Source organism: Nonomuraea rosea (assembly GCF_039539705.1).
Lineage (GTDB): Bacteria > Actinomycetota > Actinomycetes > Streptosporangiales > Streptosporangiaceae > Nonomuraea > Nonomuraea rosea.
The window spans coordinates 225172-251444 of sequence record NZ_BAABDQ010000001.1; the positions used below are offsets into that span (position 1 = coordinate 225172).

The 26273-nt window shown below is 70.2% G+C and carries 23 protein-coding genes and 1 pseudogene; 15 read left to right on the forward strand and 9 right to left on the reverse strand.

Features of this window, described 5'->3' with window-relative positions:
* Window positions 1-25 precede the first annotated feature (25 nt).
* Window positions 26-1441 carry a type VII secretion protein EccB gene (gene eccB, locus ABEA43_RS01045; protein ID WP_345557633.1) on the forward strand — a complete coding sequence of 472 codons (1416 nt, stop codon included), beginning with the start codon at window positions 26-28 and terminating at the stop codon, window positions 1439-1441.
* A gap of 10 nt (window positions 1442-1451) precedes the next feature.
* Here the strand turns inward: eccB and ABEA43_RS01050 are convergent, their stop codons facing one another.
* Both ABEA43_RS01050 and ABEA43_RS01055 read right to left on the reverse strand, forming a co-directional pair.
* Complete coding sequence (locus tag ABEA43_RS01050) at window positions 1452-2318, reverse strand: hypothetical protein (RefSeq protein ID WP_345557635.1); 867 nt, start codon at window positions 2316-2318, stop codon at window positions 1452-1454.
* Between the two features lie 9 nt (window positions 2319-2327).
* The gene (locus ABEA43_RS01055; RefSeq protein ID WP_345557637.1) at window positions 2328-3434 is read right to left on the reverse strand and encodes a hypothetical protein; all 1107 of its coding nucleotides are present in this window, start codon (window positions 3432-3434) and stop codon (window positions 2328-2330) included.
* A 270-nt stretch (window positions 3435-3704) separates the two neighbouring features.
* Between ABEA43_RS01055 and ABEA43_RS01060 the strand changes: the two genes are divergently transcribed.
* From ABEA43_RS01060 to ABEA43_RS01085, 6 genes are read left to right on the forward strand one after another with little or no spacing between them, the layout of a single operon-like run.
* Window positions 3705-4040: a WXG100 family type VII secretion target gene (locus tag ABEA43_RS01060; protein WP_345557639.1), complete on the forward strand. Its 336-nt coding sequence runs from the start codon at window positions 3705-3707 to the stop codon at window positions 4038-4040.
* A gap of 43 nt (window positions 4041-4083) precedes the next feature.
* Window positions 4084-4395 carry a WXG100 family type VII secretion target gene (locus tag ABEA43_RS01065; RefSeq protein WP_345557641.1) on the forward strand — a complete coding sequence of 104 codons (312 nt, stop codon included), beginning with the start codon at window positions 4084-4086 and terminating at the stop codon, window positions 4393-4395.
* A gap of 48 nt (window positions 4396-4443) precedes the next feature.
* Complete coding sequence (locus ABEA43_RS01070) at window positions 4444-4803, forward strand: hypothetical protein (protein WP_345557643.1); 360 nt, start codon at window positions 4444-4446, stop codon at window positions 4801-4803.
* A complete protein-coding gene (locus ABEA43_RS01075) occupies window positions 4803-6251 on the forward strand; it encodes a hypothetical protein (protein ID WP_345557645.1) in 1449 nt (482 codons plus the stop codon). The genes ABEA43_RS01070 and ABEA43_RS01075 overlap by 1 nt, the downstream gene beginning before the upstream one ends.
* Complete coding sequence (locus ABEA43_RS01080; protein WP_345557647.1) at window positions 6248-6664, forward strand: hypothetical protein; 417 nt, start codon at window positions 6248-6250, stop codon at window positions 6662-6664. Before ABEA43_RS01075 ends, ABEA43_RS01080 begins: the two co-directional genes overlap by 4 nt.
* A gap of 21 nt (window positions 6665-6685) precedes the next feature.
* Window positions 6686-8080, forward strand: a complete 1395-nt coding sequence (locus ABEA43_RS01085) for a hypothetical protein (protein ID WP_345557649.1) — start codon at window positions 6686-6688, stop codon at window positions 8078-8080.
* Window positions 8081-8122: 42 nt separating this feature from the next.
* Here ABEA43_RS01085 and ABEA43_RS01090 read toward each other — a convergent pair whose 3' ends face one another.
* The 3 genes from ABEA43_RS01090 to ABEA43_RS01100 are packed head-to-tail and all read right to left on the reverse strand — an operon-like array spanning window position 8123 to window position 9893.
* Window positions 8123-8560 (reverse strand): YbaB/EbfC family nucleoid-associated protein, encoded by a 438-nt coding sequence (locus ABEA43_RS01090; RefSeq protein ID WP_345557651.1) that lies wholly within the window; start codon window positions 8558-8560, stop codon window positions 8123-8125.
* A 44-nt stretch (window positions 8561-8604) separates the two neighbouring features.
* Window positions 8605-9567: a hypothetical protein gene (locus ABEA43_RS01095; protein ID WP_345557653.1), complete on the reverse strand. Its 963-nt coding sequence runs from the start codon at window positions 9565-9567 to the stop codon at window positions 8605-8607.
* Entirely contained in the window at window positions 9567-9893 is a 327-nt protein-coding gene (locus ABEA43_RS01100; RefSeq protein ID WP_345557655.1) for a hypothetical protein, read from the reverse strand. Before ABEA43_RS01100 ends, ABEA43_RS01095 begins: the two co-directional genes overlap by 1 nt.
* Window positions 9894-10003: 110 nt before the next feature.
* Between ABEA43_RS01100 and ABEA43_RS01105 the strand changes: the two genes are divergently transcribed.
* Window positions 10004-10438 carry a YbaB/EbfC family nucleoid-associated protein gene (locus tag ABEA43_RS01105; protein ID WP_345557657.1) on the forward strand — a complete coding sequence of 145 codons (435 nt, stop codon included), beginning with the start codon at window positions 10004-10006 and terminating at the stop codon, window positions 10436-10438.
* A gap of 13 nt (window positions 10439-10451) precedes the next feature.
* Here ABEA43_RS01105 and eccD read toward each other — a convergent pair whose 3' ends face one another.
* The gene (gene eccD / locus ABEA43_RS01110; protein WP_345557659.1) at window positions 10452-11909 is read right to left on the reverse strand and encodes a type VII secretion integral membrane protein EccD; all 1458 of its coding nucleotides are present in this window, start codon (window positions 11907-11909) and stop codon (window positions 10452-10454) included.
* A 101-nt stretch (window positions 11910-12010) separates the two neighbouring features.
* Between eccD and eccCa the strand changes: the two genes are divergently transcribed.
* From eccCa to ABEA43_RS01125, 3 genes are read left to right on the forward strand one after another with little or no spacing between them, the layout of a single operon-like run.
* A complete protein-coding gene (gene eccCa, locus ABEA43_RS01115; RefSeq protein WP_345557661.1) occupies window positions 12011-15988 on the forward strand; it encodes a type VII secretion protein EccCa in 3978 nt (1325 codons plus the stop codon).
* A 36-nt stretch (window positions 15989-16024) separates the two neighbouring features.
* Window positions 16025-16357, forward strand: coding sequence for a hypothetical protein (locus ABEA43_RS01120; RefSeq protein WP_345557663.1), 333 nt, complete (start codon window positions 16025-16027; stop codon window positions 16355-16357).
* Window positions 16354-17460: a transglycosylase SLT domain-containing protein gene (locus ABEA43_RS01125; RefSeq protein WP_345557665.1), complete on the forward strand. Its 1107-nt coding sequence runs from the start codon at window positions 16354-16356 to the stop codon at window positions 17458-17460. Before ABEA43_RS01120 ends, ABEA43_RS01125 begins: the two co-directional genes overlap by 4 nt.
* Window positions 17461-17521: 61 nt before the next feature.
* On the opposite strand, the gene ABEA43_RS01130 is transcribed toward ABEA43_RS01125, so the two are convergent.
* The 3 genes from ABEA43_RS01130 to ABEA43_RS01140 all read right to left on the reverse strand — a co-directional run bounded on the left by ABEA43_RS01130 (window position 17522) and on the right by ABEA43_RS01140 (window position 21440).
* Window positions 17522-19741 carry a serine/threonine protein kinase gene (locus tag ABEA43_RS01130; protein WP_345557667.1) on the reverse strand — a complete coding sequence of 740 codons (2220 nt, stop codon included), beginning with the start codon at window positions 19739-19741 and terminating at the stop codon, window positions 17522-17524.
* Window positions 19742-19865: 124 nt separating this feature from the next.
* Window positions 19866-21008, reverse strand: a complete 1143-nt coding sequence (locus ABEA43_RS01135; RefSeq protein ID WP_345557669.1) for a S8 family serine peptidase — start codon at window positions 21006-21008, stop codon at window positions 19866-19868.
* 159 nt (window positions 21009-21167) lie between these two features.
* Window positions 21168-21440 (reverse strand): WXG100 family type VII secretion target, encoded by a 273-nt coding sequence (locus ABEA43_RS01140; RefSeq protein ID WP_165960088.1) that lies wholly within the window; start codon window positions 21438-21440, stop codon window positions 21168-21170.
* A gap of 125 nt (window positions 21441-21565) precedes the next feature.
* On the opposite strand from ABEA43_RS01140, the gene ABEA43_RS01145 reads away from it, so the two are divergent.
* From ABEA43_RS01145 to ABEA43_RS01160, 4 genes and pseudogenes are all read left to right on the forward strand, one after another.
* Entirely contained in the window at window positions 21566-22285 is a 720-nt protein-coding gene (locus ABEA43_RS01145; protein ID WP_345557676.1) for an SDR family NAD(P)-dependent oxidoreductase, read from the forward strand.
* A gap of 75 nt (window positions 22286-22360) precedes the next feature.
* Window positions 22361-24106 (forward strand): ATP-binding protein, encoded by a 1746-nt coding sequence (locus ABEA43_RS01150; protein WP_345557678.1) that lies wholly within the window; start codon window positions 22361-22363, stop codon window positions 24104-24106.
* Window positions 24107-24231: 125 nt separating this feature from the next.
* On the forward strand, window positions 24232-25614 hold the full coding sequence (locus tag ABEA43_RS01155; protein ID WP_345557680.1) for a hypothetical protein: 1383 nt from the start codon (window positions 24232-24234) through the stop codon (window positions 25612-25614).
* 372 nt (window positions 25615-25986) lie between these two features.
* Window positions 25987-26163 (forward strand): annotated as a pseudogene (locus tag ABEA43_RS01160) (IS630 family transposase); the annotation flags it as partial.
* Window positions 26164-26273 lie beyond the last annotated feature (110 nt).

A 26273-nucleotide genomic window follows, 5' to 3' on the forward strand; every position in this document is an offset into this window, starting at 1 on the left:
CGGGTTCTGACCGCGGGGAGGCGCTGTGCAGACCAAGAAGGACCTCTATCAGGCGCACCGCCTGATGCAGCAACGGCTCGGCATGGCGCTCCTGCAGGCCGAGCCGGACGTGGCCGAGTCGCCCATGCGGCGGCAGAACGTGGCCACCTTCGGCGGGATCCTGATCGGGATCCTGGTGATGGCGGTGTTCGGCATCTGGGGGCTGGTCAGCCCCGGCAACGCCACCAAGCTGACCGACCCGGGCCAGCTGCTGGTCGAGGAGGAGAGCGGGGCCAAGTTCGTCTACAACCAGCAGCAACAGAGGCTGCTGCCGGTGGCGAACTACGTCTCGGCCCGCCTGGTGCTGGGCGGCGGCGAGATCAAGACCCGGAACGTGGCGGCCGCCTCCCTGGCCGAGCTCACGCGGGGGCCGCTGATCGGGATCTCCGGCGCGCCAGACTCGCTGCCGGTCAAGAAGAAGCTGGTCAAGGCGCCGTGGTCGGTGTGCGTGGTGGAAGGGCCCGACAACCTGGGCGGGCGTAAGCCGTACACGACCTTGGTGGGCGGGACGGACGTCGGCGGGAGGCCCGTGGGCGGGGACGCGATGGTGGTCTCCGACGGGCAGCAGAACTGGGTGATCTGGGGCGATCGCCGGCTGCGGGTGAACGAGCACGGCGTGCGGGCGCTCAACGCGCAGCCCAGGAAGGTGCCCGCGGCCTGGCTGAGCGCGCTGCCCGCCGGCCACGACTTCAGGGGACCGCGAGTGGCGAACCTGGGCCGCAAGGTCCGGGCCAACGGCAAGGTCACGGCGGTGGTCGGCCAGGTCTTCACGGTGCCGGCCCTGCCGGGCACCGCGGCCCGCTGGTACGTGCTGCTCAACGACGGCCTGGCGCCGATCTCCGCGGTGCAGGCCAGGCTCCTGCTGGAGGACCCGGCCAGCAAGAAGGCGTACGGGACCAAGCCGGTGCAGGCGGTACAGATCGACGCCGCCTCGGCCAACGCGTCGCCCTCGCGCCAGACGGTCATGGACAACACCCTGCCGGCGTCCATGCCCAAGGTGATCAACGTGCCCGCCACGGTGCCGCTCTGCTCGGTCTACCCGAACACGGCGGCGGGCTCGGTCGCGACGAAGGTGACGGTCGGCAGCAAGATCGCGATTCCGACGCCGTCGAACGGAGGCGTTCAGGATCGTTTCGACCAGGTTCTGCTCCCGCCGGGCAGCGCCGTCGTGGCCGGGGTCCTGCCCGGTGAGGGCCAGCTGGCCGCGGTGACGAGCGCGCTGTCGCTGATCACCGACCAGGGGGTGCGCTATCCGGTGCCGTCGGCCGACGCGCTCACGAGCCTGGGCTACGAGGCCACGGACGTCGCACCGGTGCCCGCGAGCCTCATGCACTCGATCCCGCAGGGACCGGCGCTCGACCCCGTGGCGGCCAGATCGCCCCTGACCGCCGCCAGCAGGTAGCGCCCGGTCCTCACCAGCCGAACTCGGGCAAAGGCGAGGCGCTTTCCAGCTGGCTCGTGTCGAACTGGCTCTCCGGCGAGTCGCCGATGTCCGCCTCCGCCGGGTTGTAGATGGCGCTGGCCTCCATCAGGTTCGGCTTGCTGCCCGACACGGCCTGCAGGCCCGGCAGGTCCTGGGCGAACTGGTTGTAGGCGACGCCCGCCAGCCCGAGGATGACGCTGGCCTTGAGCACGAGCTTCCAGTGGTTGGCGAACACCTCCTTCATCGTCGTGTGCATGGTGGTCACGAAGCTGAACGCCTGTCCTTCGGCGGGCGCCGCCCACGCCACGGAGGCCCGCGCCAGCGAGACGTAGGCCGCCAGCGCCGCCAGCGCCGCCGCGATGGCCACACAGAACACCATCAGCGCGTGGAACCCCTGCGCCGAGGCCTTGAGCGTGTTGCCGGTGCCTTCCCTGTTGCTGTCGAGCGTGGCCAGGTGCCCGTCGAGCACCTCGACCTTCTCCAGGAACGACGAGTACGCCCGGCCCGCCCAGTCGTCCGAGGTGCCGATGTCCTTGCTCAACCGGCGCAGCTCGCTGCGGAGGTAGGCCAGGTCGCTGGTCCCCGCGTCGGGCCGGGCCGGCTCCACCATCGGCGGGTGGAACTCCTGCCGCGTCTGCTGGACGAACGGCGACCCGGTCGCGGCCGGGGCCGCGGCGATGCTGACGGAGTTCTTGTCGAGCCACTGCTCGGCCGCCCGGTGCTGCTCCGCGGGATCCGCGATCAGCATCCCCATGAGCCCGACGATCGGCCACGCGTACGGCATCACCACCGCGGCCGTCGTCGCGGTCGCCTGGGCTCCGATGAAGAGCTCTAGATCCCCGTCGTAAGACGCCACTTGCCTCGCCTATTCCTCCCTGCCGAGCACCGCCGGCGCGTAGTCGTCGTCCATGCCCCACACGCCCTCTTCCTCGGGGACGTGCGCGCCGCGTTCGCGGTCCTTGTCCTCGCCGCCCGCGCCGCCGGCGCCGCCGCCCATGGGGGGCGGGTAGATCGGCGTGCCCGTGTTGAGCGCGCGGGCGATGCTTCCCGGCGCGCCCACGCCCGTCGCCGGGCCGGCGCTTCCGAGCGTGCCCTCCGGATAACCGACCGTCGTCCGCGGGATGGAGGCGGACGTGCGCGGATCGTACGCCGTGGTGTCCGGGGTGCGGACCTGCGGGATGGCGGTGTTGGCCAGGTTCGGGTCCACGCCGGCGAGATCGGTCTTCGGGGGCTGATTGACGCTGCTCAGATCGGGGACCGCCGTGTTCGGCTGCTGCGCCGAGGACAGGTCCGGGGTGGTCAGATCCGGCTGGTTCACATTGGGCTGGGTGAGGTCCGGCTGCGTCACGTCAGGCTGGGTCAGGTCGGGCTGGTCGAGATCCGGCGTGTCCACGTCGGACGGATCCAGGCCCGGCGTGTCCAGATCGCCCGGCTTGGGGGTGTCGATCCCCAGGTCCCCAGGATCGACCTTGTCCTTGCCGAGATCGCCCAGCCCGGTGTTCGGGATCTCGCCCGCCCCGGTGGTCGGCATCTTGCCCATCCCGGCGGTGGGCATCTTGCCCATGCCGGTGGTGGGCGTCTTCGGAAGCTGGGGGGTCTTGGGCGTCTTGTCGGTCTTGCCGGCCTCTTCGGCCTGCTGGGTGTTGTCGGCCGCGGTGGCGAGCGCCTCTTTCCAGGAGTCGAGCACGTCCTTGCCCTGTTTGAGCGCGTCGGCCGCGTGATCGCGCACCGAGCGGTGGGCGACGTTGAGGCCGCCGCCGATCACGCCGAAGGTCATCGTGTGCATGTCGATGGACCGGGTCTTGTCGCTCATGTGCGTCAAGTCCTGGCCGTAGCTGCCCACGTTCGTGCCCAGCGTCCTGACGCTGGAATGGCGCATCTTGAAGTTGGGGTCGATGGAGCCCGGGTCCATGCTCGTGCCCAGGTTCGCGTAGTCCCCGAAGGGGTTGTCGCTCGCGGATGTGTCGGCCATGTGCCCCCCTTGTCACTTCGCCCCCATACGCTACGCCAGTCTCACAGGCGTCGTACAGGCAGATAGCGCGACATTACGGTCAGTCGTCGCCTACGCCCACCAGGGGTCCTAAATCACTGCGTTCTGGGAATACACCCACCATCCGCCCCAATGATATGGAAAATTAACGTCAGCACGTGCGACGCTAGAGACTGAAGTTCACTAATGTGACGAACCTGCCGACTCTAGGTGTCGGCAGGAGTCAGCCGACCAGCAAGCAAGGGAGACCCTGTGGGGGCCGAACCGCAGACTCAAGTAAGTGAAGCCGATCTCAAGGCAGCGATCACCCTCATCGAGGACGCAGCCACGCGCCTGCGCACGATCCAGATGAACCTCGACACCGCGGGTGTGACCCTGAAGGTGCACTGGGTCGGTCAGTCCCAGGCCGCGTTCGACGCCGTCCACAAGAAGTGGCACGAGCGCATGGACGTCATCCTCGGGAGCCTGCGCCGCCTGGCGGAGAACATCGGGACGAGCAACACCAACTACACCGCGTTCAACCAGGAGCGGACGGAGGCGATCAACCAGATCGCCGCGCTGATCAACGCCGCCCCGATGTCGCGCTGACCACCAGCCGCAGGTGACCAACTAAGCAGCACTGGAGGCCGCAATGCCCGCTGATGACATTTTCGATATCACAAAGGTCAACTTCTCCGGGCTCGGAGAGGGTGAGGACGCCTTCGCCAGGGCGTTCAACGACATGGTCACGACTCTGGAGCAGCTGGAGCGGGACCTGCTGGCCAAGAGCGCGATCTGGCAGGGCCAGACCAAGACCGTCTTCGACGAGGTCCGGCAGGTCTGGGAGACCGAGGCCAGGGACATGTCGCAGTTCGTGGACCTGATGAAGAAGAACATCAACATCACGAACATGAACATGCAGCAGGTCGAGCGGGTCAACGCCCAGATCTTCGACGGCAAGTAGGACAGCCGGGGTGGTACCGCCGGGGGGCGCTGACAGCAGAGAGGGCGCATGGGCACCGATCGTGGGGTAGACCTCAGCCGACGAGCGATCAAGGCCGCCAGGACCGATCTGGAAGAGGCCCTCGCGCTCCTGCGCCCCGAAAGCGGCAAGGGCAAGGGCGGCGGCAGCGCCGCGCCCGTTCTGGCTCAGTCGGGGTCGGTCGTCCAGCTGAACGACGACGCCGAGGCCATGAGCGGGTTCTGGCCGGCCGCCCTCGGCTTCCAGACGAGCGCGGGCAACGGCATCCGCGCCGTCACCACCTCCTACACCAACATCACCGACCAGGTGGAGAGCGTCATCGAGCTGTTCAACGCGGCGCTGCGCAACTACGACAACGCCGAGGGCGGCGAGGATCGGCGGCAGGTCTGATGGCCGAATACGAGCAGCCGATCAGGACGCAGATCGACGGTGACGAATTCGACGGCGCGACGCTCGACATGCTTCGGGAAACTCTCTCCAAGAACAAGCCCGAGCTGCTGCGCAACGCCGCCTCCGAGCTCCTCACCGCCAAGCAGCGCCTCGACAACCTGGTCGGAGTGATCGACAAGCACCTCCGGGAGCTGGACCTGCACTGGACCGTGGGCGACGACGCGAAGACGGTCAAGTCCTCGCTGCGCAGGCTGCGGGACGCCGCCGCGGACGTGTCCACCACGATCACCGACCAGCCCGTCAACGCCGAGCAGTGCCCCAAGAACCCCTCCGGCGTCGCGCCCGCGCTGCTTCTGCAGGCCCACACGCTGGCGGCGTTCAGCGGGGACAAGCTGCCCGAGTCACCTGATCGCGACGTCTCCATCCTGGAGGGCGCGTTCCAGGGAGGCATGGTGGGGACGGCCGGCGGCGCGATGATCGGCGCCGTGCCCGGAGCGGTGATCGGCGCCGTCGTGGGCACGATAGCCGGAGGCGTCACCGCCATCTTCACCGACGGCCCGATGCAGAACCTCTTCGGCGACTCGAAAGAGGAGCAGGACAGGAAGAAGGCGAAAGAGCACATCCGGTTGCTGACGGACGCGACCAAGCTCAACAACAACGTCTTCCCCGCGAATCTCAGGACCGAGATCCCCCAGTTCGGCGGCCTCCCCCCGGACGTCCCGACCATCCCCGTGAACAACGGCAACGGGCTCACCAACGGCCTGCCGACCGGGCCGGGCCAGCCGTACCTGCCGGCGAGCACCGGCCCAGGCAACCTGGGCTACCCGAACCAGGACGGCCTGCAGGACCCGAGTCAGCACCAGATCCCGGGGCTCGGCGACCCGAACCTGCCGGGCGGGCTCCCCGACGGCACGTTCCCCGGCTCGAACACCGGCACGGGACCGGGAACGGGCCCGGGCACGAACCTCGACGGGATCGGCACCGGACCGGGGACCGGCACGAACGGGCTGAACACCCCGGGCGTCACCACCCCCGGTGCGACCACCCCGGCCGCGCCGGACACCAGCGTGGACCGCCCGAACACCTCCTTGGCAGGGTTCCCCGACCCGACGGCCCTCAACGCCCCTGGCACCACCGGCCTGCCGAACGCCACCACGGGCATCGGCAGCCCGTACGCGGGACCGAATGCGGGAACGGGCAACCTCGGGGTGCCCGGCGCCGGCAACGCCGCCGCCAACGCCGCCAACGCCGCCAACGCCGCGAGTGCCATGCGCGGCAGCGGCGGCTCCTCCATGATCCCGATGGTTCCGCACGGCGGCTCCGGCGGCGGCCAGGAGCAGCAGGAGAGGACCAGGTCCACGTGGCTGCTCGAAGACGAGGAGTACTTCAGGAGCGACGAGGCGACGACGAATCCCTACATCCGCGGTGAATCGAAAGGCAAGGCATGAGCCGCCCAGCAGACGGGGGCTCGCCCCCACCGGAATTGGAGCTGGCCAGGAACTTCCCCGGGCTCGGCGACGACGACGGCCGCGGGCCGTACGTCGATCACAAGGGTGTCAGGGACGTGATCGGGCGGCTGCGCGAGAATCTCGGGGCGCTGTCCGGCAACCCGCTCCCGAACATGAGCGCCACCTACAGCGGCCCCGGCACGGTGCCCAACGTGGCGGGACTGGCCATGGTCGGGCCGGAGTCCTCCGGCTCGTGGGAGGTCGCCAACTACTTCGGCCTGAACGTCGAGAACGCCTATGAGGTGTTCGTGGACAGCTACTCGAAGCTCCAGGAGCAGGCCGACAAGTGGGCGGACGCGGTGGAGCAGGCCATCGTGAACTACGAAAAAGGCCACCAGGACAGCAGTGCGTGAGAAGCGGCAGGGATGACATAGATGGCTGACCAGTGGAAGCCGATCAGGATTTACGACTATCTCGGTGCCACGGCTCCCGGCGGCAACACCACCAGGGCCCAGGTCGCCGCCTGGCTGAACAGCGCTGACCCGGACCGGATCGAGCGTGCCGGTCAGAGCTACCTGGACGCCGCCAAGCTGGTCAGGGGCGACGACGGGGTCGAGGCCGCCTTCATGAAGGCGGCCGAGGAGCTGGCCAAGGTGTGGCAGGGCGAGGGCGCCACCAAGGCGCTGAAGGCGCTGCGGCTGCTGCACGCCAGCGCGGGCGCGCTGGGCACCGCCATGCACCAGACCGGCGAGCCGATGACCCAGTACGCCGCACGGGTCAGGCACTACAAGTCCACGATGCCCGCCCCCTCCATCCAGGAGAGCCTGAACGGCGGCTCGGCCGGTGGCACGGGCGTCGGCCCCGACGGGACGAGCCCGCTGATCACCTCGGAGAACACCGGAGGCGGGCTCACCGGCAGCCCGACGCTGCCGTCGCTCACCCCGGACGCGCGCGCCAGGAAGCACCTGGAGAACCTGAACAACGAGATCCTCGATCTGAACGCCAAGATCTCCGAGGGCCTGGCGTTCGAAGTGCCCGAGATCAACCCCATCTCGGTCGACACCGAGAACGCGCCGAAGCTGAACCCGGGCAGCGGCACAGATACGCCCACGGGCAAGACCACGTACTGGACCGGCGGCGGCACGGACGGCACCGGCACGGGCGGCAGCACCGGGAACGATCAGAGCGGCACCTCAGGGGACCGGCCGTCCAGCCAGAACCCGGGCCAGGACCAGAGCCAGAACCCGAGCCAGAACCCGGGCCAGGACCAGAACCCGGGCCAGGACTCCGGCCAGGACCAGACGCCCGGCCAGGACGACTCCGCCACGAATCCGCAGGACCCGTCCAACCCCGGGCAGAACGGCACCGACAACCCGTCGCAGAACCAGCCGGGGACCCAGGACAGCACCGATCAGCAGAGCGTGCCCCCGGTCATCAGCGCGGACAACCAGACGCAGCTCGCCGACGCCAACCCGGCCAACCCCACCACGCCGACGACGTCGAACCCGTACCAGTCCACGCCGACCACCACGGTCACCCCTACGACCCAGATGCCCACGACCACGACCACGCCCAACCCGTACTCGGCCGCGCCGGGACAGCCGGGCACCGGCACGTGGTACGGGACGGGTGGCACGGGGCCGACGGCGAGCCCGGCGGTGCTCAGGGGCGGGGCAGCATCCGGCTCCGGCTTCATGGCCTACCCGCCCGGGATGGGGATGGGCGGCGGCGCCGCCGACCAGAGCAGCGAGCGCGACCGGGAGATCTACGACCCGGAGGGCGACATCTGGTCCTCACCGCACCAGACGAGCCCCGAGAAGATCGGCTAGCACGCCCGCGGCAGGGCCGGCCCCGCGATTCGCGATCCGGGGTCAGCCCTCCATGCGCTGGCGGATCTTGTCGAGCTCGCCCATGAGGTCCCCGACGGTCCTGTTGTAGGCCGCCTCGGACTCGCGTACCTGCTCCATGGCCCCGTCGGCGTCGGTGCCGAAGCGCATGGGGTTCTCCTCGCCGAAGGTCTCCGCCATCATCGCCGCCACCTGGCGCTGCAGGTCGGCCGCGGCCTCCTTGACGAGGTCCTTGATGCGCTCGGAGAGCTCGCCCGAGGTCAGCCGCATGGCCTTGGGGTGCAGGATGAGCTCCTTCAGCCCCGCGCTGGCGAACTCGACCTTGACCAGGCCGTCCTCGTCCTCAGCCCGGCCGACCAGCTCGGCCATGGACGTCCGCAGCTCCGCGGCGCGCGCCATCTGCGCGTCGGCGTTCTTGAGGATCCTGCCGAGGTCCAACGCCCCGAACTCGCGCTCGATCATCCTCACACCCCAAATGCCCCAGAAGACGGTTTCGTTCGGCAACTCTAGGGGGTCGCGGCGGAAGTTTCCCGCTTCGGCTCGATCCAGTCGAAGTCCTGGTAGCGCGGAGGCAGCCCGGTGTTCTGGGCCGGCTCCTCGAACGAGGGGTACTCCCTGGCGTCGATCGTGATCGTCTTGAAGTCGATCGCGGCGTCCCCACCCGGCGTGATGTAGCTGAACTGGTGGTTCTTCTTCACCATGGTCGAGAGCACGTCGCCGCCCTCCTTCAGCGTGCTGGCCAGCGAGGTGGCCAGGAAGAGCGTGGCGATGTTGACCTCGGCGGTGATGTACCTCTCCAGCAGCAGCCCCCACACCGACGTGTTGGGCACCCGCTGCAGGCTCTTGGCGATCACGAGCAGGCCGATCGCGGCGAAGCTCATCCGCATGACCCAGGTCCAGAAGCTCCGGTACGACGCGGCGACCTCGTCGAGCATGCCGCTGCCCTTGGCGATCACGTTGCGCAGCGCGCCGATCTCGCGGTGGAACGTCCAGATCACCCGCTCGAACTCGTCCCGGTCCAGGGCGATCCAGCCGTCCCTGGCCGTGTTGAGGATCTGCGGGAGCAGCTGCTTGATGCCGTCGTCGAGCCGCGCGGCCATGCCGCTGTCCAGGACGCTGACCGCCTGCGCCATGCCGGGCTCGTTGGCCAGCATGCCGCCCGCGATGGCGATGGCCGGGGCCAGGCCCAGGGCGAGCTTGCCGGCCCGCTTCAGCACGTTGAGCGCCCGGTCCCCCATCGAGGTCATGTAGGGGTTGCGCCAGGCGGACACCGCCTGCTGCGGCGCCGGGGTGGCGTAGGGGCCGGGGTTCGGCGCACCGAACCCCTGCGCGCCCGGATACCGGGGAGCGCCGAAGCCGCCGCTGCTCGGCGGCGTGGTCGGCGTGCCCGCCGGGGTGGCGTACGGGTTGCCGGGCACCGGCTGGTTCGGCGTGGCGCGGGTGTGTGCCCAGGGGTCGGGGGTGCTCATCAGCCGCGGTACCGCACGATGCTGGCCTCCTCGGCCGCGCGCCAGTTGCGCTTGGCCCGGTCGAGGGACTCCGTCCAGCTCGTCACCGCGCTCTCCGCGTCGGTCATCGTCGTGTCGAGCCAGCGGCGGAACTCCTCGTACGCGGGGCCGATCATCATGCCGCCGATCGCTCCGAAACCGAGCCCGTCCACGACCGTCAGCGGCTGGAGCCCGTGCACGAACTCGACGGAGGGCAGCAGCTCCTCGTCGACGCGCTTGCGTGTGTGCGCGATCGTGGATGACGTGACGTAGATCTCCTGGCCAGGACCCTGCTGAGTATTCGACACAAACGTGATTGTTGTCCATATTTCGGCGGGGACAGGCGGGCTTGCCGTGATCTTCATGGGCGGTTCAGCAACCCGCCAGCTCAGGCTCGCCTTTCATTAACCGGCCGCCGATGACGTGGCGTGCCATGGACTACAGCGAGCACGACGTGGAAGAGCTGCTGAAGGAGAACGAGCGCGAGCTCTCCCGCCTGGCCGACGCCGCCGCGGGCCTGCGGGACATCATCGGCAAGGGCGAGAGCCGCAGCGGGCTGGCCACCGCCGTCGTGGACGCCGACGGCCGCCTGCAGAGCCTGACCCTCTCGCCCCGCGTGCTGCGCATGGACGTGGGGGCCCTGGCCGAAGAGGTCGTCCAGGCGGTCCGGCAGGCGCAGGAGAACCAGGACCGCCAGGCTCGCGAGCTGCTGGCCGTACCGGGATCGCAGCAGATCGGGCTGGCGGAGATCCAGCGACAGTTCACCGAATTTCAGGAGATGTTCGGCGCGGAGACGGCCGGCCGGAACGACCGGCTGCGGCGGCTGGCCGAGCGCGACCCCCGCGACGACTGACGTCCGCGGGTGGCTATCCGGCCAGGCCGCGGATCCAGGTGTAGACCTCCAGCACGCCGAGCGCCAGCGGGAAAAGCGCGATCAGCAGGATGACGTCCACGATCTCCCCCGCGCGGCCCCAGAACGGCGAGAGGCGCCCGGACGGCAGCCACAGGCCGAGGCCGACGACGAGCATGGCGAGCCAGAGCACGCCCATCACGACCGCGGCGGCGGCCACCGTGCCCGCGCCCGTGCTGATCGCGACGCCCACCGCCATCAGGCCGCCGAGGCCCGCGCACAGCAGCCAGAGGCGCTGGCCGAGGCCGTGGAAGACGCGGGCGCGCAGCAGCAGGACCAGGGAGAGCACGATCGCCATCGAGATCGCCATCCAGCTCGGGGTGGTGACCAGGTAGACCAGGGCCCCGATGGCGGTCAGGCCGATGCCGGTGACCATGCCGGTGGCGTACCGGCTGGCCTGCGCGGTGCGGGTGATGACGGCCTCGCTGTCCAGCCGCTGGTTGTCGGCGCGCAGCTCCTCGGCGCTGGTGGGCAGGGCGGGCAGCGGCACTCTGGCGATCTTGAACGACAGGCCGGGGATGAGCGGGCTGAGCGCGATCAGGATCGTGACCGTCATGGCGGCCGCGCCCGCGGCGGGCACGCCGGTCACCATGACCACGGCCGCCGCGATCGCTCCCACCACTGTCGCGATCGCCGTGCCGAGGAAGCCGGCGACGCCGTCGGCGACCACGGTTCCGCCGATCGTGGCCACCAGGGCCGTACAGGTCAGCGCGGCCAGCAGGTGTGGTGCGCCGAGCCCGGCCAGCGTGGAGCCGCTGACGAGGCCGTACAGGCCGGCCAGGAAGGCGTACGGGAGCGCGGCGTAGCCGATCAGCGCGCCCGCGGAGGAGTCGCCGACCGCCCTGGACAGGGCCGCGCTGACGCCGATCAGCAGCACCGCCAGGATGCCCGCGACCACGGTCACGCCCAGCGGCGCGCTGCCCGACAGGACCAGCGCGGGCGCGCCGAGCGCGAGGATGACGGCCGCCGCTCCCGTGCCCATGGCCTTGGTGTGGCGGCTCTCCCACTTGCCCGTGCTCTCCTTGACACCGCTGGCCACCACGTCGGCCACGTCGTCGTAGAGCGCGGGCGGCAAGGTGAACTCGCGGGGCCGCAGGTACAGCAGCTCGCCGTCGAGCACCCCCAGGGACGCGAGCGTCTGCCCGAGGTCGAACGGCGCGCCACCGAGCCGCTGGAGCACCCAGCCGGGCGAGCCGGAGGCGTCGCCGCCCGCCTCGCCGACCGCGCGCAGCAGCCCGGGCAGCACGTGCGGCAGCGGAACGTCGGCCGGCAACGCCAGATCCACCCTGCGGCGCGGGGCCACGATCGTGACGTGGCACAGCGGCGCCAGCGGCGGGCGCATCTGCGGCTGACCGCCCTGCGGGAACGGTGTCGGCTGCATCGGCTGCATCGGCTGATGTGCGAGCGAAGTCACGGTTACTCCAGTTACGGCTGGATAAATCCGACACGCCGAACATATAGGGACGGCGGGTCTGGTAAGAAAGTGTTCCAGGTGACAGGAGGGTTGTCCCGTCAGTGAGCATTGTTGTCGTACGACGTCCTGAGCGCAGGCCGAGCCCACAGCCGCCGCGCGGCGAGATCCTGCTGGAATCCCCACCGGAGATTCCCGAGATCCAGCCCGCCGGCCTCATGGGCATCCTCATGTACGTCCCCATGCTGGCCGGAGGCGCGGCGATGGGGCTGATGTTCACCGCCGGCGGCAACTCCAGCCCCATCATGTACGTGGCCAGCGGCCTGTTCGCCGTCTCGATGCTCGGCATGACGGTCGGCCAGTTCGGCCGCAACGCCGGCGAGCGCAAGAACCGGCTCAACGGCCTGCGCAGAGACTACTTCCGCTACCTCTCCCAGATCCGCAAACGCGTCCGCAAGGCCGGCGTCCAGCAGCGCGAGGCGCTGGAATGGAGCGGGCCCGCCCCGGACACGCTCTGGTGGGTCGCCATGGGCCCGCGGCTGTGGGAGCGCAGGCCGCGCGACGACGACTTCGGCACGGTACGCCTGGGCACGGGCGTGCAGAAGCTGGCCGTGCAGCTCGTCCCGCCCGACTCCAAGCCGGTCGAGGACCTCGACGCGCTCACGGCCGGCGCGCTGCGCAGGTTCGTCAGGGCCCACTCCACGGTGTCGGGCCTGCCCGTGGCGGTCGCGCTCAACTCCTTCGCGCGCATCCGGCTCAGCGGTGACAAGCGGGCCGTCCGCGGCCTGGTCAGGGCCATGATCGCGCAGCTGGCGACGTTCCACTCCCCCGACGACATGCGGATCCTGGTGTGCGCGAGCAAGGAGTCGATGCCGCACTGGGACTGGGTGAAGTGGCTGCCCCACGCGCTGCATCCGGAAGAGGTGGACGCGGCCGGGCAGGTGCGGCTGATGGGCGAGAACCTGGCGCAGCTCGACCAGCTCGTGGGCGACGAGCTGAAGGAACGGGCCAGGTTCCGGCCGGGCACGGCCGCGGACGCGCTGCCGTACCACCTGGTGATCGTGGACGGCGGGCACGTGCCGCACGACTCCCAGCTCGGCACGGACGCCATCCAGGGCGTCACCGTGATCGACCTGTCGGACTCGTCCGGGCCGGTCGAGGAGGCCAGCACCCTCAGGCTGGAGATCCTGCCCGACGGGTTCCACATGGTGAAGATCGACCACGCGGGCAAGCGGTCCACGACCCGGCTGGGCGACCCCGACCAGCTCGACTACGCGCGGGCCGAGGGCCTGGCCAGGCAGCTCGCCCCGCTGCGCGCCTCCGCCCACTCCGGCGGCGAGTCGCACGACCTGCTCGGCACCAACACGACGCTCACCGACCTGCTCGGCGTGGGCGACCCCGCCCGGCTGCAGACCACCGTCACCTGGCAGGCCAGGGCGGGCCGCAACAGGCTGCGCGTGCCGATCGGCCTGGGCGCCGACGGCCGGGTGGTCGAGCTGGACATCAAGGAGTCGGCGCAGGGCGGCATGGGCCCGCACGGGCTCGTCATCGGAGCCACCGGCTCCGGCAAGTCGGAGCTGCTGCGCACGCTCGTGCTCGGCCTGGCGATCACGCACTCCTCCGAGATCCTCAACTTCGTCCTGGTCGACTTCAAGGGCGGCGCGACGTTCCTCGGCCTGGAGACGCTCACCCATGTCTCGGCCGTGATCACCAACCTGGAGGACGAGCTTCCCCTCGTCGACCGCATGCACGACGCGCTGCACGGCGAGATGGTGCGCCGTCAGGAGCTGCTGCGCTCCTCGGGCAACTACGCCTCGCTGCGCGACTACGAGCGCGCCCGTGAGCAGGGCGTGGACCTGCGGCCGATGCCGACGCTGTTCATCGTGCTGGACGAGTTCAGCGAGCTGCTGGCGGCCAAGCCGGAGTTCATCGACCTGTTCGTGATGATCGGCCGGCTGGGCCGCTCGCTCGGCGTGCACCTGCTCCTGGCCTCCCAGCGGCTGGAGGAGGGGCGGCTGCGCGGCCTGGACACGCATCTGTCGTACCGGGTCGGCCTGCGGACGTTCTCCGCCATGGAGAGCCGGGTCGTGCTGGGCGTGGCGGACGCGTACGAGCTGCCCTCCGCGCCCGGCAACGGCTACCTCAAGTTCGACACGACCGGCATGACCAGGTTCAAGGCCGCGTACGTCTCGGCCGCCCACCATGACGACCCGGCCCAGGCCCCTGTGCCCGACGGCCAGGCGACGATCCGCGAGGTCGTCGAGTACGGCCCCGCCCACGTGCCGCTCCCCGAGATCACCACCCCCGTCCAGGTGGGCCCGCAGTCCGACGACGAGCCCGCCGGCACCAGCCAGCGCAGCCTGCTCGACGTCGTGGTGGGCCGGCTGGCCGGGCAGGGCCCCGCGGCCCACCGCATCTGGCTGCCGCCGCTGTCCGAGCCGCCCACGCTGGCCCATCTGCTGCCGCCGCTCTCGGTCACCCCCGAGTACGGCCTGACCACCACCGGCTGGAGCGGCAGGGGCCGGCTGCACGCGGTCGTCGGCATCATCGACAAGCCGTTCGAGCAGCGCCGCGACCCGTTCTGGCTGGACGTGTCCGGCGGCGCGGGACACGTGGGCATCGCGGGCGGCACGCAGAGCGGCAAGAGCACCGTCGTACGGACGATGGTGGCCAGCATGGCGCTGCTGCACACCCCGCGCGAGGTCCAGTTCTACTGCCTCGACTTCGGCGGCGGCGCGCTGGCCTCGCTGGAGGGGCTGCCGCACGTGGGCGGCGTGGCCACCCGCCTCGACACCGACCGGGTACGCCGCACGGTGGCCGAGATCAGCGGGATCCTGGAGCGGCGCGAACGGGACTTCGGCGAGCGCAGCATCGAGTCGATGTCCTCCTACCGGCGGCTGTGCGCGGAAGGCGCGATCGAGGGCGACGGCTGGGGCGACGTGTTCCTGGTCGTGGACGGCTGGCTGACGCTGCGGCAGGAGTTCGACACGCTGGAGCCGATCATCACCGACATCGCGGCGCGCGGGCTCGGCTACGGCATCCACCTCGTCGCGGCCACCAACAAGTGGTCGGAGTTCCGGCCGAGCATCCGCGACCTGCTCGGCACCAAGATCGAGCTCAAGCTCGGCGACGCCTACGAGTCCGAGGTCAGCAGGAAGAAGGCGCTGGCCGTGCCCGAGGGCGCGGCGGGACGCGGGCTGACCAAGGACGGTTTCCACTTCCTGTCCGCGCTGCCCAGGATCGACGGGGTCCAGAACTCCTCCGATCTGGGGACCGGGGCGCGCGGGATGGTGCAGGCCGTCCGCGAGTCGTGGCAGGGACCGCCCGCGCCGCCCGTCAGGCTGCTGCCCGCGATCCTGCCCGTCTCCGCGCTGCCGGACGACCCGGAGCGGATCCCGATCGGCATCGACGAGGCCACGCTGTCGCCCGTGTCGCTCGACTTCGACGCCGACCCGCACTTCGTGGTGTTCGGCGAGAACGAGAGCGGCAAGTCGAACCTGCTGAAGCTCATCGCCGAAGGCCTGGTGAGCAGGAAGCAGCCGAGCCAGGCCATGCTGATCGTGATCGACTACCGCAGGTCGCTGCTCGACTCCGCGGCCACCGAGCACCGCATCGGCTACGCCGCCTCCAGCACGGCCGCCGCCGAGCTGATCAACGACGCCAAGGGCGCCCTGCTGAACCGGCTGCCCCCGGCGAACCTGACGTCGGAGCAGCTGCGCGAGCGCAGCTGGTGGCAGGGCTCCGACCTGTACATCTTCGTCGACGACTACGACCTGGTCGCGACGTCGTCCAACCCGCTGCTGGCGCTGGCCGACCTGCTGCCGCAGGCCCGCGACATCGGCCTGCACCTCGTGCTGTCCCGCCAGATGGGCGGCGCGAGCCGTGCCATGTTCGACCCGATCATCCAGCGGATGAAGGACATGGCCACCCCGGCGCTGCTCATGTCCGGCAACAAGGACGAGGGCTACCTGTTCGGCAACGTCCGCCCGCAGCCGCTCCCCCAGGGACGCGGTCACCTGGTGGACCGCCGGTACGGGGCCCGCCTGATGCAGACGGCGTTCATGGACGCCGGCCGGGAATGATCGTCCGCAACCGTTCGCGAGGAGGACTGCCGGGCAATGGCGGATCTTGACATTCATCTGTCCGCGCTGGACAGGTGCCGCACGGCCATCCACACGGCCGCCGGCCAGTACGAGGACACCCTGACCGAGCGCAACCCCGGCAAGCTCACGTACGGCGACAACGGCGAGCCGCACAACAACAGGACGCCCGTCGGCGCCGACACCTTCGGCCACCTGACCGACTCCGGCACCCTGGCCTCGGCCGCGAACGACGTCTGGTCCGCGGTCATCGGCGAGATGGACGAGGCCCGCAGGAAGCTGGCAGGGACCGAGCGCGGCCTGAGCAACGTGGAGGAGAACATCCGCAAGACCCACAAGGCAACCTCATGAGCGTCGCGCACCTGCCAGGAGGCGACGCGCTCGACGCGATGCTGCGCAAGGTGACCGGCGATCCCGGCAAGATCGACACCCTCGCCACCGCCTGGCGGAGCGTGTCGGGCGACATCAACGAGTTCGCCGGGGCGCTGGGCGCGGCGGTCCAGACGGTGGACGACGCGTGGCAGGGCCGCTCAGCCGACCAGTTCGACACCTACATGCGCAAGTACGGCACTGCGGCCGAGGGCCTCAAGAACGCGCTGTCCAACGCCGCGGGCTCACTCGACGGCGCCGCCAGTGCGCTGCGCGAGTCGCACACCGAGATCAGCTCCATCTGCCGCGACCTGAGCACCAACGCCGGCAACTACCGGACCCGCTACTTCGCCAACAACCCCGACGCCACGGAGGACGACGTCAAGCCGGGGCTGACCAAGCTGGTCAACCAGGCGAAGACGGACGCCCAGCCGTGGGTGGACTCGGCGGACCGCGCCGTGACCAAGGCCAAGAAGGCCATCAACCTGGTCATGGACGAGCGCGAGCTGACCTTCCACGGCATCCCCGAGGTGTCCACCCAGGACTTCACCCCTGAGAAGGGGCGCACGATCGACTGGCAGCGGGATCCCAGCTACCAGGAGCGGAACCGTACCTCCACGGAGTCCTACTCCGGCGGCGGCACGCAGGGCACCTCAGGCACCTCAGGCGGCTTCGGCGGTTACGGCCCCAGCGGCCCGCCACCGGCCGGCGGCGGGCCCGCGCCGACGGGCAAGCTCAAGGAGTGGATCGACGAGGCCATGAGGATCCTGGCGCAGAACGGCGTCCCGGCCTCGAAGATGAACGCCAGCGACATCGCCATGATCATCCGGCACGAGTCCGGCGGGAATCCCAACGCCATCAACAACTGGGACTCCAACGCGGCCAAGGGCACGCCGTCCAAGGGGCTGATGCAGACCATCGACCCCACGTTCAGCTCGTACTCGCTGGCCGGGCACAAGAACATCTACGACCCGGTGGACAACATCATCGCGGGCGTGCGGTACGCGATCTCCCGCTACGGCTCGGTCTCGAACGTGCCCGGCGTGGTCGGCAGCAAGAGCGGCTCGGGCTACGTCGGCTACTGACCGCGCGTGATGAGAAAGGCCGAAGGCCCGGACCTCTGGTCCGGGCCTTCGTCGGTTCTGCTCAGCCGCAGTTGGCCCAGCCTGCGCTGGTGCTCTGCGAGCCGACGCTGCCGGAGAAGCGCACGCACTTGCCCTTCGCCGTCAGCTTGATCGGCCCCGCGTAGTACTCGTAGCTGCCGCTGTCGGTCTGGCTGCCGCCGCCCTGAACCTCCAGCGTGGCACTGACCGGGGTCTTCTTGCCGACGTCCGCGGACTTCATGGTGACCACGCAGTTCTGGCTGGTGCTGTTGTTCCAGAGCTGGTACGTGGTGCCGCCCGAGAACGCGCTGGTCCGCTGGATCGAGAAGCCCGAGCCGCACACCTGCGTGGCCGTGTAGGGGTTCTTGGCCGGGGTCGACGGCGTCGGCTTCGCGGTCGTCTTCGTCGGGGTGGGCTTGGCCGTCGTCTTGGTCGGCGTCGGCTTCGCGGTCGTCTTCGTCGGCGTCGGCTTGGCCGTCGTCTTCGTCGGCGTGGGATCCGGCTCCTGGGTCGGCGTCGGCTCCTTCGTCGGCTCCTGCGTCGGCGTCTTGGTGGGCGGCACCGTCTTGGTGACGGTCGCCGTCGGCTTGGCGCGCTGCTTCTTGGTCTTGGTCGGCTGCGCCGTGGCCGACTGCGTGACGGTCGGCTGGGCGGTCGGGATCGCGACCGGCTGCGTGGGCACCGGCGCCGGGGTGGTCGGCACGCTGGTCAGGTCGGGCACCGGCACCCCAGGCGTGCCCGACGCCCATTCGGTGGGCAGCAGCAACGGGCCGACGCCCGCGTCATCGGGGCTGGCCGTGGTGCCCCAGGGCACCGTGGGCTGGGGCTGCGCCTGCTGCGGGTCCGTCCCGGCGGGGTCGGTCCCCGGCGGGGCGGGCGTCACATCGGCGCTGGCCGGAACCGGGATCCCGTTCGCGTTGGCCTGCGCCACGGAGGCGGGGTTGACCTGCTGCAGCCGTACGTAGTTGTTCGCGCCCCACAGGCCCACGCCGGACAGCAGCGCGACCACGCCGACGCCGGCGATCAGCGCCATGGGGAAGCCGCGGCGCGGCGTCTGGGAGGCGGGCCTGGACGGCATCGCCTCCAGCCGGATCTGGTGCGGCGGGTGCGGCTCCGCCTCCGGAGGCCCCCACATCGGCGCCTCGGGCTGCTGCGGCACCGGCAGTCCTGGGCCGCCCTGCATGGGCATGCCCTGCATGGGCGGGCCTTGCATCGGACCCTGCATCGGGCCCTGCATGGGAGGACCCTGCATCGGCGTGCCCTGCATCGGGGGTCCTTGGATGAACGGTCCCGGCGGCGGGCCCTGCATCGGCGGCCCCTGCAGCATGGGTGCGCCCTGGACCAGCGGCGGGACCTCCAGCAGAGTCGGCGGATCCTGCCTGGCCGGGCCGCCCGGGCTGGGGATCGCGAGCCCCTGGAGCGGCACGCCCTCCAGCGGCGGCGCCTCGACACCCTTGGCTTCCGAGCTCTTCGCCGCTGTGCTCTTCGCCGCTGTGTTCTTAGCCTCTGGGTCCTTCGCCGCGCTGGTGTCGCCGAGGACCTGCATGAGCGCGCTGTACGTGGTCGGCCGCCCGCCGACCTCCTTGGCCAGCGCCGACAGCAGCACCCTGCGCATCGGCTCGGCCTGGATGCCCACCTCGGGCTCGGCGTTCAGCACCGCGTCCCGGTCGGCGAACGGCGGCTTGCCCGTCCCCGCGAACACGATCGTCGCGGCCCAGGCGAACACGTCCGCGTACGGGCCGTACTGCAGGCCCTCGATCTGCTCGGGAGCCTGGTAGACGACCTCGCCCACGGGCTCACCGAGCGCCGCGTCCGTCACCCTCGGCCCGTCCGGCCCGATGATCACGTTGTGCGGCGTGAGCGACCTGTGCGTCAGGCCCGCGAGGTGCACGGCCGACAGCGCGGTCAGCACGCCGACGGCGACCCGCTCCAGCGCGTCCCCGCTCAGCGGCGCGTCCTCGGCCACCATTTCGGCCAGGCTCTTGCCCTCGACGTGCTCACGGACGACGTACGGGCGATCTTCCAGGAATCCGGCGCTCAGCACCCGCGCGACGTACGAGCTCGAAACGCGCGTCGCGCCCATATACCGGGCGAGCGCATCAGGACCCGCGTCGGGCACGGCGGGGAGCAGCTTGATGGCGACGATCGGACCGTCCTCGGACTCCTGCCCGAGGAAGACCTCGCCCCGCGGCCCTTCTCCCAGCAGCCCAACGACGCTGTAATCGCCGATCCGCTCTGGGTCACCAGGGCGCAAAGGGTTCATGGCCAAACCTTTCACAGCAAAGCATGATCTCGTTACATTCAACCAGATCTGTCACATACGCATCAGGGGTTTCGGGCCGTCCCCGACAATTCACTGTCCCGTTTCCTTGCAGACCCAGTGAGGGTCACTCCGCGCGGCCCGGCCGCCAGCCTCTGCGCCGCCCCATCGGGAGCATCACGCGCGCGACCGCCACCAGCAGCGAGAGCCCCGCCGCGCAACCGGCGATGATCAGCGCAAGGTCGATCGCGCCCTGGTCCACGGGCGGGACCCCGGCCACGGCGCCCGCCGGGAGCGGGCTCGCGGGAGGGGGCGCGACCACGGGGGCGTTGGCCGGCTCGTAGGGGAGGATGGCGCTCACCGCCTGCATCGGGTTGACCATGCCCGCGCCCTTGCCGGTGCCCGTGGCGCCGTCCGCCGTGGCGATGATGCGCTGGCGTACCTGGGCCTGGTCCAGCGTGGGGAACCTGGCGCGGACGAGAGCCGCCGTCCCGGCCACGTAGGGGGCGGCGTAGCTCGTTCCGTCGAGGTCGGTGTTGTAGGCGCGGCCGGGCCAGGTGGAGGTGATGTCCTGGCCGGGGCCGAGCACGGCGACGGGGGTCTTGGCGTTGGAGAAGTCGGTGAGCGCGCCGCTCTGGTTGACGGCGCCGACCGCGAGCACCCCCTCATAGGCCGCCGGATAGGCGGGAACAGGGGTGCCGTCCTCCTTCTTGACGTTCCCGGCGGCGGCCACGATCACCGCGTCCTTGGCGAGCGCGTACTCCACGGCGCTCTTCAGCGCGGGCTGGTCCTGCGTCGAGATCGACACGTTGATGACGTCGGCGCCCTCGTCCGCGGCGGACTTGATGGCGTTGACCAGCAGCGCCGGGTCACCCTCCCGTTCGGAGGTGGTCTGCTTGTACGACAGCAGCCGCGCCCCCGGGGCCATGCCGTAGAACAGCACGCCCTGCATGTACTGGGCGCCGATGATGCCCGCCACCGCGGTCCCGTGCCCGAGGCAGTCGCGGTCGTCGGTGCCGGTGAGATCGGCCTTGCCCGCCAGCCTGAGCTGTGGATGTTGCAGGTCGACCCCACTGTCGATGATCGCCACGGACACACCGGCGCCGGTGGACAGCGACCAGACGCGTTTCGGGTCGAGCCGTTTCTGCGCCCACGACTCCCCGACCTGCAGGGTGCCCCTCGCGGGCTCGCAGGCCGTGGCTGCTGCCGCGGCCGGCATCAGCGGGAACTGCAGGGCGAGCGCACTCGCCACGAGGGCGCGACCAATCATGGGCGAAAAGCGTAGCCTGCCCGATTAGCCGGAAAGAAGGCCCCGTGGGCTCGGCGGGGAAACCCGGCCGACGCGATGGGGAAGCCGGGCCGACGCGATGGGGAAGGCCCGGTCGACGGAGAGAAGCCCCGGCGCCTTCGCCAGGGCCTCCGACCGTGGTCATTTCGTGGCGGACTCGATGTTCTGCCGGTAGGTGCCGATGACCCGGGACGCTTCCTGGAGCTCCTCGGTCATCCGCTGGAAAGCCGTGCGGTAGTTCTGCCAAGCCTGTTGGAAACGCTGTGCGCCGGGCCCCGTCCACGCGGTGCCGACCTTGGCGGCCTCGCGATCGAGCGCGGTCATCGTGGTGCGGACCGCCTCGGACTGCTGGGTGAACTGGGTGGACATCTGCTGCATTTCCGCGGGGTCGCCGCCGAGCATACTTTGGCTCATGCATACCTCCTGGACCATGTGAAAGCGGCTTCACCCTAAGGGTGCCTACGGGCTGTCGCCGGTGTTATGCCCAGCGGCTATGGTCGTCCCGAGGATTATTCGGATCGATCGGAAGCGGTCGGGGCATGCGCGAGGTAGTGGTGACCGGCGGTGGCACCGGCATCGGATACGCGATCGCCGGGGCCTTCACCTCACTCGGCGACCACGTGACGATCACGGGCCGTCGCGACCACGTGCTGAAAGAGGCCGCGGAGCGGATCGGCGCGGCGTACGCTTCCTTCAACGCCGCCAGCCCCGTCGCCGTCAAGGAAGCGCTCGCCGACCTGCCGCCGAACGTGGACGTACTGGTCAACAACGCCGGTGGCAACACCAACCTGGACCGCAGGCAGTCCGGCGAGCTGATGGACGTGGCCGAGGCGTGGTGGGCCAACCTCAACGCCAACCTGATGTCGGCCGTGCTCGTCACGACCGCGCTGGCGCCGCGCATGAACAAGGGCGGCCGGGTCATCTCGATCGGCTCGATCGCCGCACGTGGCACGGGCTCGGGCTCGTACGGCGCCGCCAAGGCCGCCATGGAGTCCTGGACCGCCGACCTGGCCGCCGAGCTGGGTCCCAAGGGCATCACCGCGAACATCGTCTCCCCCGGTCTCGTCGTGGACACCGAGTTCTTCCGCGGCAGGCTGACGGACGACGGAATCAGGGCCCGTGTGGAGAACACGCGCAACGGGCGCCCTGGAACTCCCGCTGACGTGGCAGATACCGTTCTTTATCTGGCCTCCGCGGGAGCCAGGCACGTCACTGGGCAGGTGCTTCACGTCAACGGCGGCGCGTATCTGGGCCGCTGAGACCCGGGCCACCCAGACCCGGGCCGCGGCGACTCGGGTCGCCGAGCCGCAACTCGCGCAGGAAGGACAAGGTCGGTGCGGAAGGTTCTGATCGCCAACCGTGGCGAGATCGCTGTGCGGGTGGCACGCGCCTGCAAGGACGCCGGGATCGGCAGCGTGGCCGTCTACGCCGACCAGGACATCGACGCCCTGCACGCCAGGGTGGCGGACGAGGCCTACGCCCTGGGCGGACAGTCTCCCGCCGAGACCTATCTCGACATCGGCAAGCTGCTCGACGTCGCGCGGCGGGCCGGGGCGGACGCCGTACATCCTGGATACGGTTTCCTCGCCGAGAACGCCGACTTCGCGCAGGCCGTCATCGACACCGGCCTGACCTGGATCGGGCCCCCGCCCGCCGCCATCGCCGCGCTCGGCGACAAGGTCCAGGCCAGGCACATCGCGCAGAAGGTCGGCGCGCCGCTGGTCGCCGGCACCAAGGACCCGGTGTCCGGGGCCGCCGAGGTGGTGGCGTTCGCGGAGGAGCACGGGCTGCCGATCGCGATCAAGGCCGCGTACGGCGGCGGCGGACGCGGCATCAAGGTGGCGCGCGAGCTGCCGGAGGTCGCCGAGCTGTACGAGTCGGCCGTGCGCGAGGCGGTCGCCGCGTTCGGGCGGGGCGAGTGCTTCGTCGAGCGCTACCTCGACCGGCCGCGCCACGTCGAGACCCAGTGCCTGGCCGACCACGAGGGCAACGTGGTCGTGGTCAGCACCCGCGACTGCTCGCTCCAGCGCCGCCACCAGAAGCTGGTGGAGGAGGCGCCCGCGCCGTTCCTGTCCGACGAGCAGATGGAGATCCTCTACACCAGCTCCAAGGCCATACTCAAGGAGGCCGGCTACGTAGGGGCGGGGACGTGTGAGTTCCTCGTCGGGCAGGACGGCACCATCTCCTTCCTCGAGGTCAACACACGGCTGCAGGTCGAACACCCGGTCACCGAGGAGGTCTCGGGGATCGACCTGGTGCGGGAGATGTTCAGGGTCGCCGACGGCGAGACGCTGGGCTACGACGACCCGGTCCTGCGCGGGCACTCGATCGAGTTCCGGATCAATGCCGAGGACGCGGGCCGCAACTTCCTGCCCGCCCCCGGCACCCTGACCGTCATGCGCACCCCGTCGGGGCCTGGCGTGCGGCTCGACGCCGGCTACGAGGCCGGGATGACGGTGCCCCAGACGTTCGACTCGCTGGTGGCCAAGCTGATCGTCACCGGCCGCACCCGGCAGGAGGCGCTGGAGCGGTCGCGGCGGGCGCTGGCGGAGTTCGAGATCGACGGGATGCCGACCGTCCTGCCGTTCCACCGGGCCGTCGTCAGTGACGCGGCCTTCACCTCCGCGCCGTTCGCCGTACACACGCGGTGGATAGAGACCGAGTGGGACAACACGATCACCCCGTACGCCGGGGACGCCGCCACGGCGGAGGCCCCAGGGCGCGAGACGGTGACCGTCGAGGTCGGCGGCAAGCGCCTGGAGGTGGTCCTGCCCGCGGGTCTCGGTACGTCCTCCGCTGCGCCGAGCGCGAACAAGGCGCCGAGGCACGGCGGCAGCAGCGCCAAGAAGGCGGTAGCCGGCGGCGACGCGCTCGTGAGCCCGATGCAGGGCACGATCGTCAAGGTCGTGGCCTCGGACGGGACCGAGGTCAGCGAGGGCGACACGGTCGTGGTGCTGGAGGCCATGAAGATGGAGCAGCCGCTGACGGCGCACAAGTCGGGCACGATCACGGGCCTGACGGCCGCAGTCGGGCAGACGGTGACCTCGGGCGCGACGATCTGTGAAATCAAGGACAGCTGACGGGTTATGTGGCCGGGGGAAGACCATCACATGTGCGCCCTCGGCCACTCCGCCGGGTAACGTCGGCAGTGAGGAACTTTGCCGACCGCCCGTTCGTCTTCATGGGCGAAGGAGGCTTGCTGCCAATGACCCATTCGCTGCGCCGAGCAGGGGCCGCGATCGCGGCTCTGATCGCCGGTCTATTCGTCGTTCTTGCGCTGTCCCCTGCCGCTCACGCGGCGGCTCCCCCTGACGCCAACTCGGTGGTGTCCTTCTGGAAGGACAAGCAGGACCCGCTTTATGTCGAGTCGGGCTCGCCACTGACGTCAGACCAGCAGAATGAGATCCGTGACGCGCTGAAGGGGGCCGACAGCAAGGTCTACGCTGTCGCACTGCCCGACGGCACGGTGGACAACTCCAGCATTGAGTCCTACATGACCCAGCTCAACACCTCGTTGACGGCTGCGGGCCGCAACCGCGCCACGTACGCGGTGCTTGACGGCACGACGCTGTTCGCCGCCTCCAGCGCTCTGCGCCAGGCGGGTCTCGCGGGCGAGCTGGCCAACCGTGCGGTCACCGCCAACGAGGGCGACGTCGTGGCCGGCATGAAGGACTTCACCAACCGTGTGGACCTCGCCGTCAAGGGCAAGCGCTCGGCGCTCGACTCCGGCAGCCAGGCCAACCCCGGCGCGGGCGGCACCGCCGCGCTGATCGCCCTCGGCGGCCTCGTGGTGGTCGGCGGCGGCGGCTACTTCCTCTACTCCAGCAACAAGAAGAAGAAGCGCGCCATCCAGGACGCGAAGGACCTCGCGGCGGTCAAGCAGACCGTCGAGGAGGACGTCACCAAGCTGGGCGAGGAGATTGCCGCGCTCGACTCTGACGTGGTGCTCTCCGGCGAAGGCGGCAAGCACATCGACGAGTGGCAGACGGCGCTCGACTCCTACGAGAAGTCCAAGACCCAGCTCGCCACCGTGCAGCGCGCCGACCAGGTCCGCGAGGTCACCCAGACCCTCGAGGACGGCCGCTACGCGCTGGCCGTGGTCAAGGCCAGGGTCGACAATGAGCCGATCCCCGAGCGGCGCGCTCCCTGCTTCTTCAACCCGCAGCACGGCCCCTCGCTCCGTGACGTCCGCTGGGCCCCGCCCGGCGGCGCGGTCCGCGACGTACCCGCGTGCAAGATGGACGCGGAAGCCGTGGAGCGCGGCTTCGACCCGCAGATGCGCGAGGTCATGGTCGACGGCCAGCGCAGGCCCTACTACGACGCCGGCCCGGCCTACCAGCCGTACGCCTACGGCTACTACGGCGGCTTCGGCGACGTCATGACCGGCATGTTCATCGGCACCATGATGGGCAGCATGCTCAGCGGCGGCTTCGGCTACGGCGGCTACGGCGCCGGCTACGCGGACGGCGCGGCGGACTCCGGCGGCGGCGGAGACTTCGGCGGCGGCGACGCTGGCGGCGGCGGCTGGGGCGACTTCGGCGGCGGCGGAGACTTCGGGGGCGGAGACTTCGGCGGCGGCGACTGGTAAACCCGACAAGCGCTCCCCGTGGATTCGTTCCACGGGGGGCGCTTTCGCATTTCCAGACCGGATGAACAACCAACACCGCATAGGCCCGCCACGCGCGTTCGGGCTTCGGGCAATGCCTCCCAGAGGGCCAGCCCCCTTCGACCCCCGAAACGCAAGGTCCTTCGCGGTGGGGGCGCTACGCGCCATGAAAGCTCGGGCTGTTCTGTGTGGGGGACACCCCCATACCCCCGGGCGGGGGTCTGCCGACCCCCACACCCCCGGCCGTGGGACGAGTCCGGCGGAACGTGCTCGTCAACCACTCGCGCCACCGTCGAACCTTCGGGCCACTCTTCGCACTGAGCACTTCGTAGCGGTCTAGAAGACCGGTAGCGGATCGTGCGGCGAGGCACGATGAGTACGGTGGCCTATTGGCGGGCGATGATCCTCCTGGCCTCGGCCGACGGCGATACCGTGCCGCTCATCGCGCGCCTGGTGCACGCCGATGAGAACGCTGTGCGCGATGTGATCCACATTTCAACGAGAATCGGGCTGGCCTGCCTGGACCCTCAAGAGCGTCGACCACCGGCACCCGCCGCCTGAAGCCTCTCACCCAACCCGGTGATCGTTTCTGGTCACAGCACCACCAGCCAGCTTCGAACGCGTTTGGGCCAATACCAAGG

What these genes read in the sequence shown, in the direction of transcription:
- ABEA43_RS01125 (WP_345557665.1), top strand. Translation starts at nt 16,354, where the DNA reads ATGAGCGTCGCGCACCTGCCAGGAGGCGACGCGCTCGACGCGATGCTG.
- ABEA43_RS01155 (WP_345557680.1), top strand. Translation starts at nt 24,232, where the DNA reads ATGACCCATTCGCTGCGCCGAGCAGGGGCCGCGATCGCGGCTCTGATC.
- ABEA43_RS01145 (WP_345557676.1), top strand. Translation starts at nt 21,566, where the DNA reads ATGCGCGAGGTAGTGGTGACCGGCGGTGGCACCGGCATCGGATACGCG.
- ABEA43_RS01090 (WP_345557651.1), bottom strand. Translation starts at nt 8,560, where the DNA reads ATGATCGAGCGCGAGTTCGGGGCGTTGGACCTCGGCAGGATCCTCAAG.
- ABEA43_RS01140 (WP_165960088.1), bottom strand. Translation starts at nt 21,440, where the DNA reads ATGAGCCAAAGTATGCTCGGCGGCGACCCCGCGGAAATGCAGCAGATG.
- ABEA43_RS01065 (WP_345557641.1), top strand. Translation starts at nt 4,084, where the DNA reads ATGCCCGCTGATGACATTTTCGATATCACAAAGGTCAACTTCTCCGGG.
- ABEA43_RS01055 (WP_345557637.1), bottom strand. Translation starts at nt 3,434, where the DNA reads ATGGCCGACACATCCGCGAGCGACAACCCCTTCGGGGACTACGCGAAC.
- ABEA43_RS01085 (WP_345557649.1), top strand. Translation starts at nt 6,686, where the DNA reads ATGGCTGACCAGTGGAAGCCGATCAGGATTTACGACTATCTCGGTGCC.
- ABEA43_RS01120 (WP_345557663.1), top strand. Translation starts at nt 16,025, where the DNA reads ATGGCGGATCTTGACATTCATCTGTCCGCGCTGGACAGGTGCCGCACG.
- ABEA43_RS01070 (WP_345557643.1), top strand. Translation starts at nt 4,444, where the DNA reads ATGGGCACCGATCGTGGGGTAGACCTCAGCCGACGAGCGATCAAGGCC.
- ABEA43_RS01095 (WP_345557653.1), bottom strand. Translation starts at nt 9,567, where the DNA reads ATGAGCACCCCCGACCCCTGGGCACACACCCGCGCCACGCCGAACCAG.
- ABEA43_RS01105 (WP_345557657.1), top strand. Translation starts at nt 10,004, where the DNA reads ATGACGTGGCGTGCCATGGACTACAGCGAGCACGACGTGGAAGAGCTG.
- ABEA43_RS01080 (WP_345557647.1), top strand. Translation starts at nt 6,248, where the DNA reads ATGAGCCGCCCAGCAGACGGGGGCTCGCCCCCACCGGAATTGGAGCTG.
- ABEA43_RS01130 (WP_345557667.1), bottom strand. Translation starts at nt 19,741, where the DNA reads ATGAACCCTTTGCGCCCTGGTGACCCAGAGCGGATCGGCGATTACAGC.
- ABEA43_RS01075 (WP_345557645.1), top strand. Translation starts at nt 4,803, where the DNA reads ATGGCCGAATACGAGCAGCCGATCAGGACGCAGATCGACGGTGACGAA.
- ABEA43_RS01135 (WP_345557669.1), bottom strand. Translation starts at nt 21,008, where the DNA reads ATGATTGGTCGCGCCCTCGTGGCGAGTGCGCTCGCCCTGCAGTTCCCG.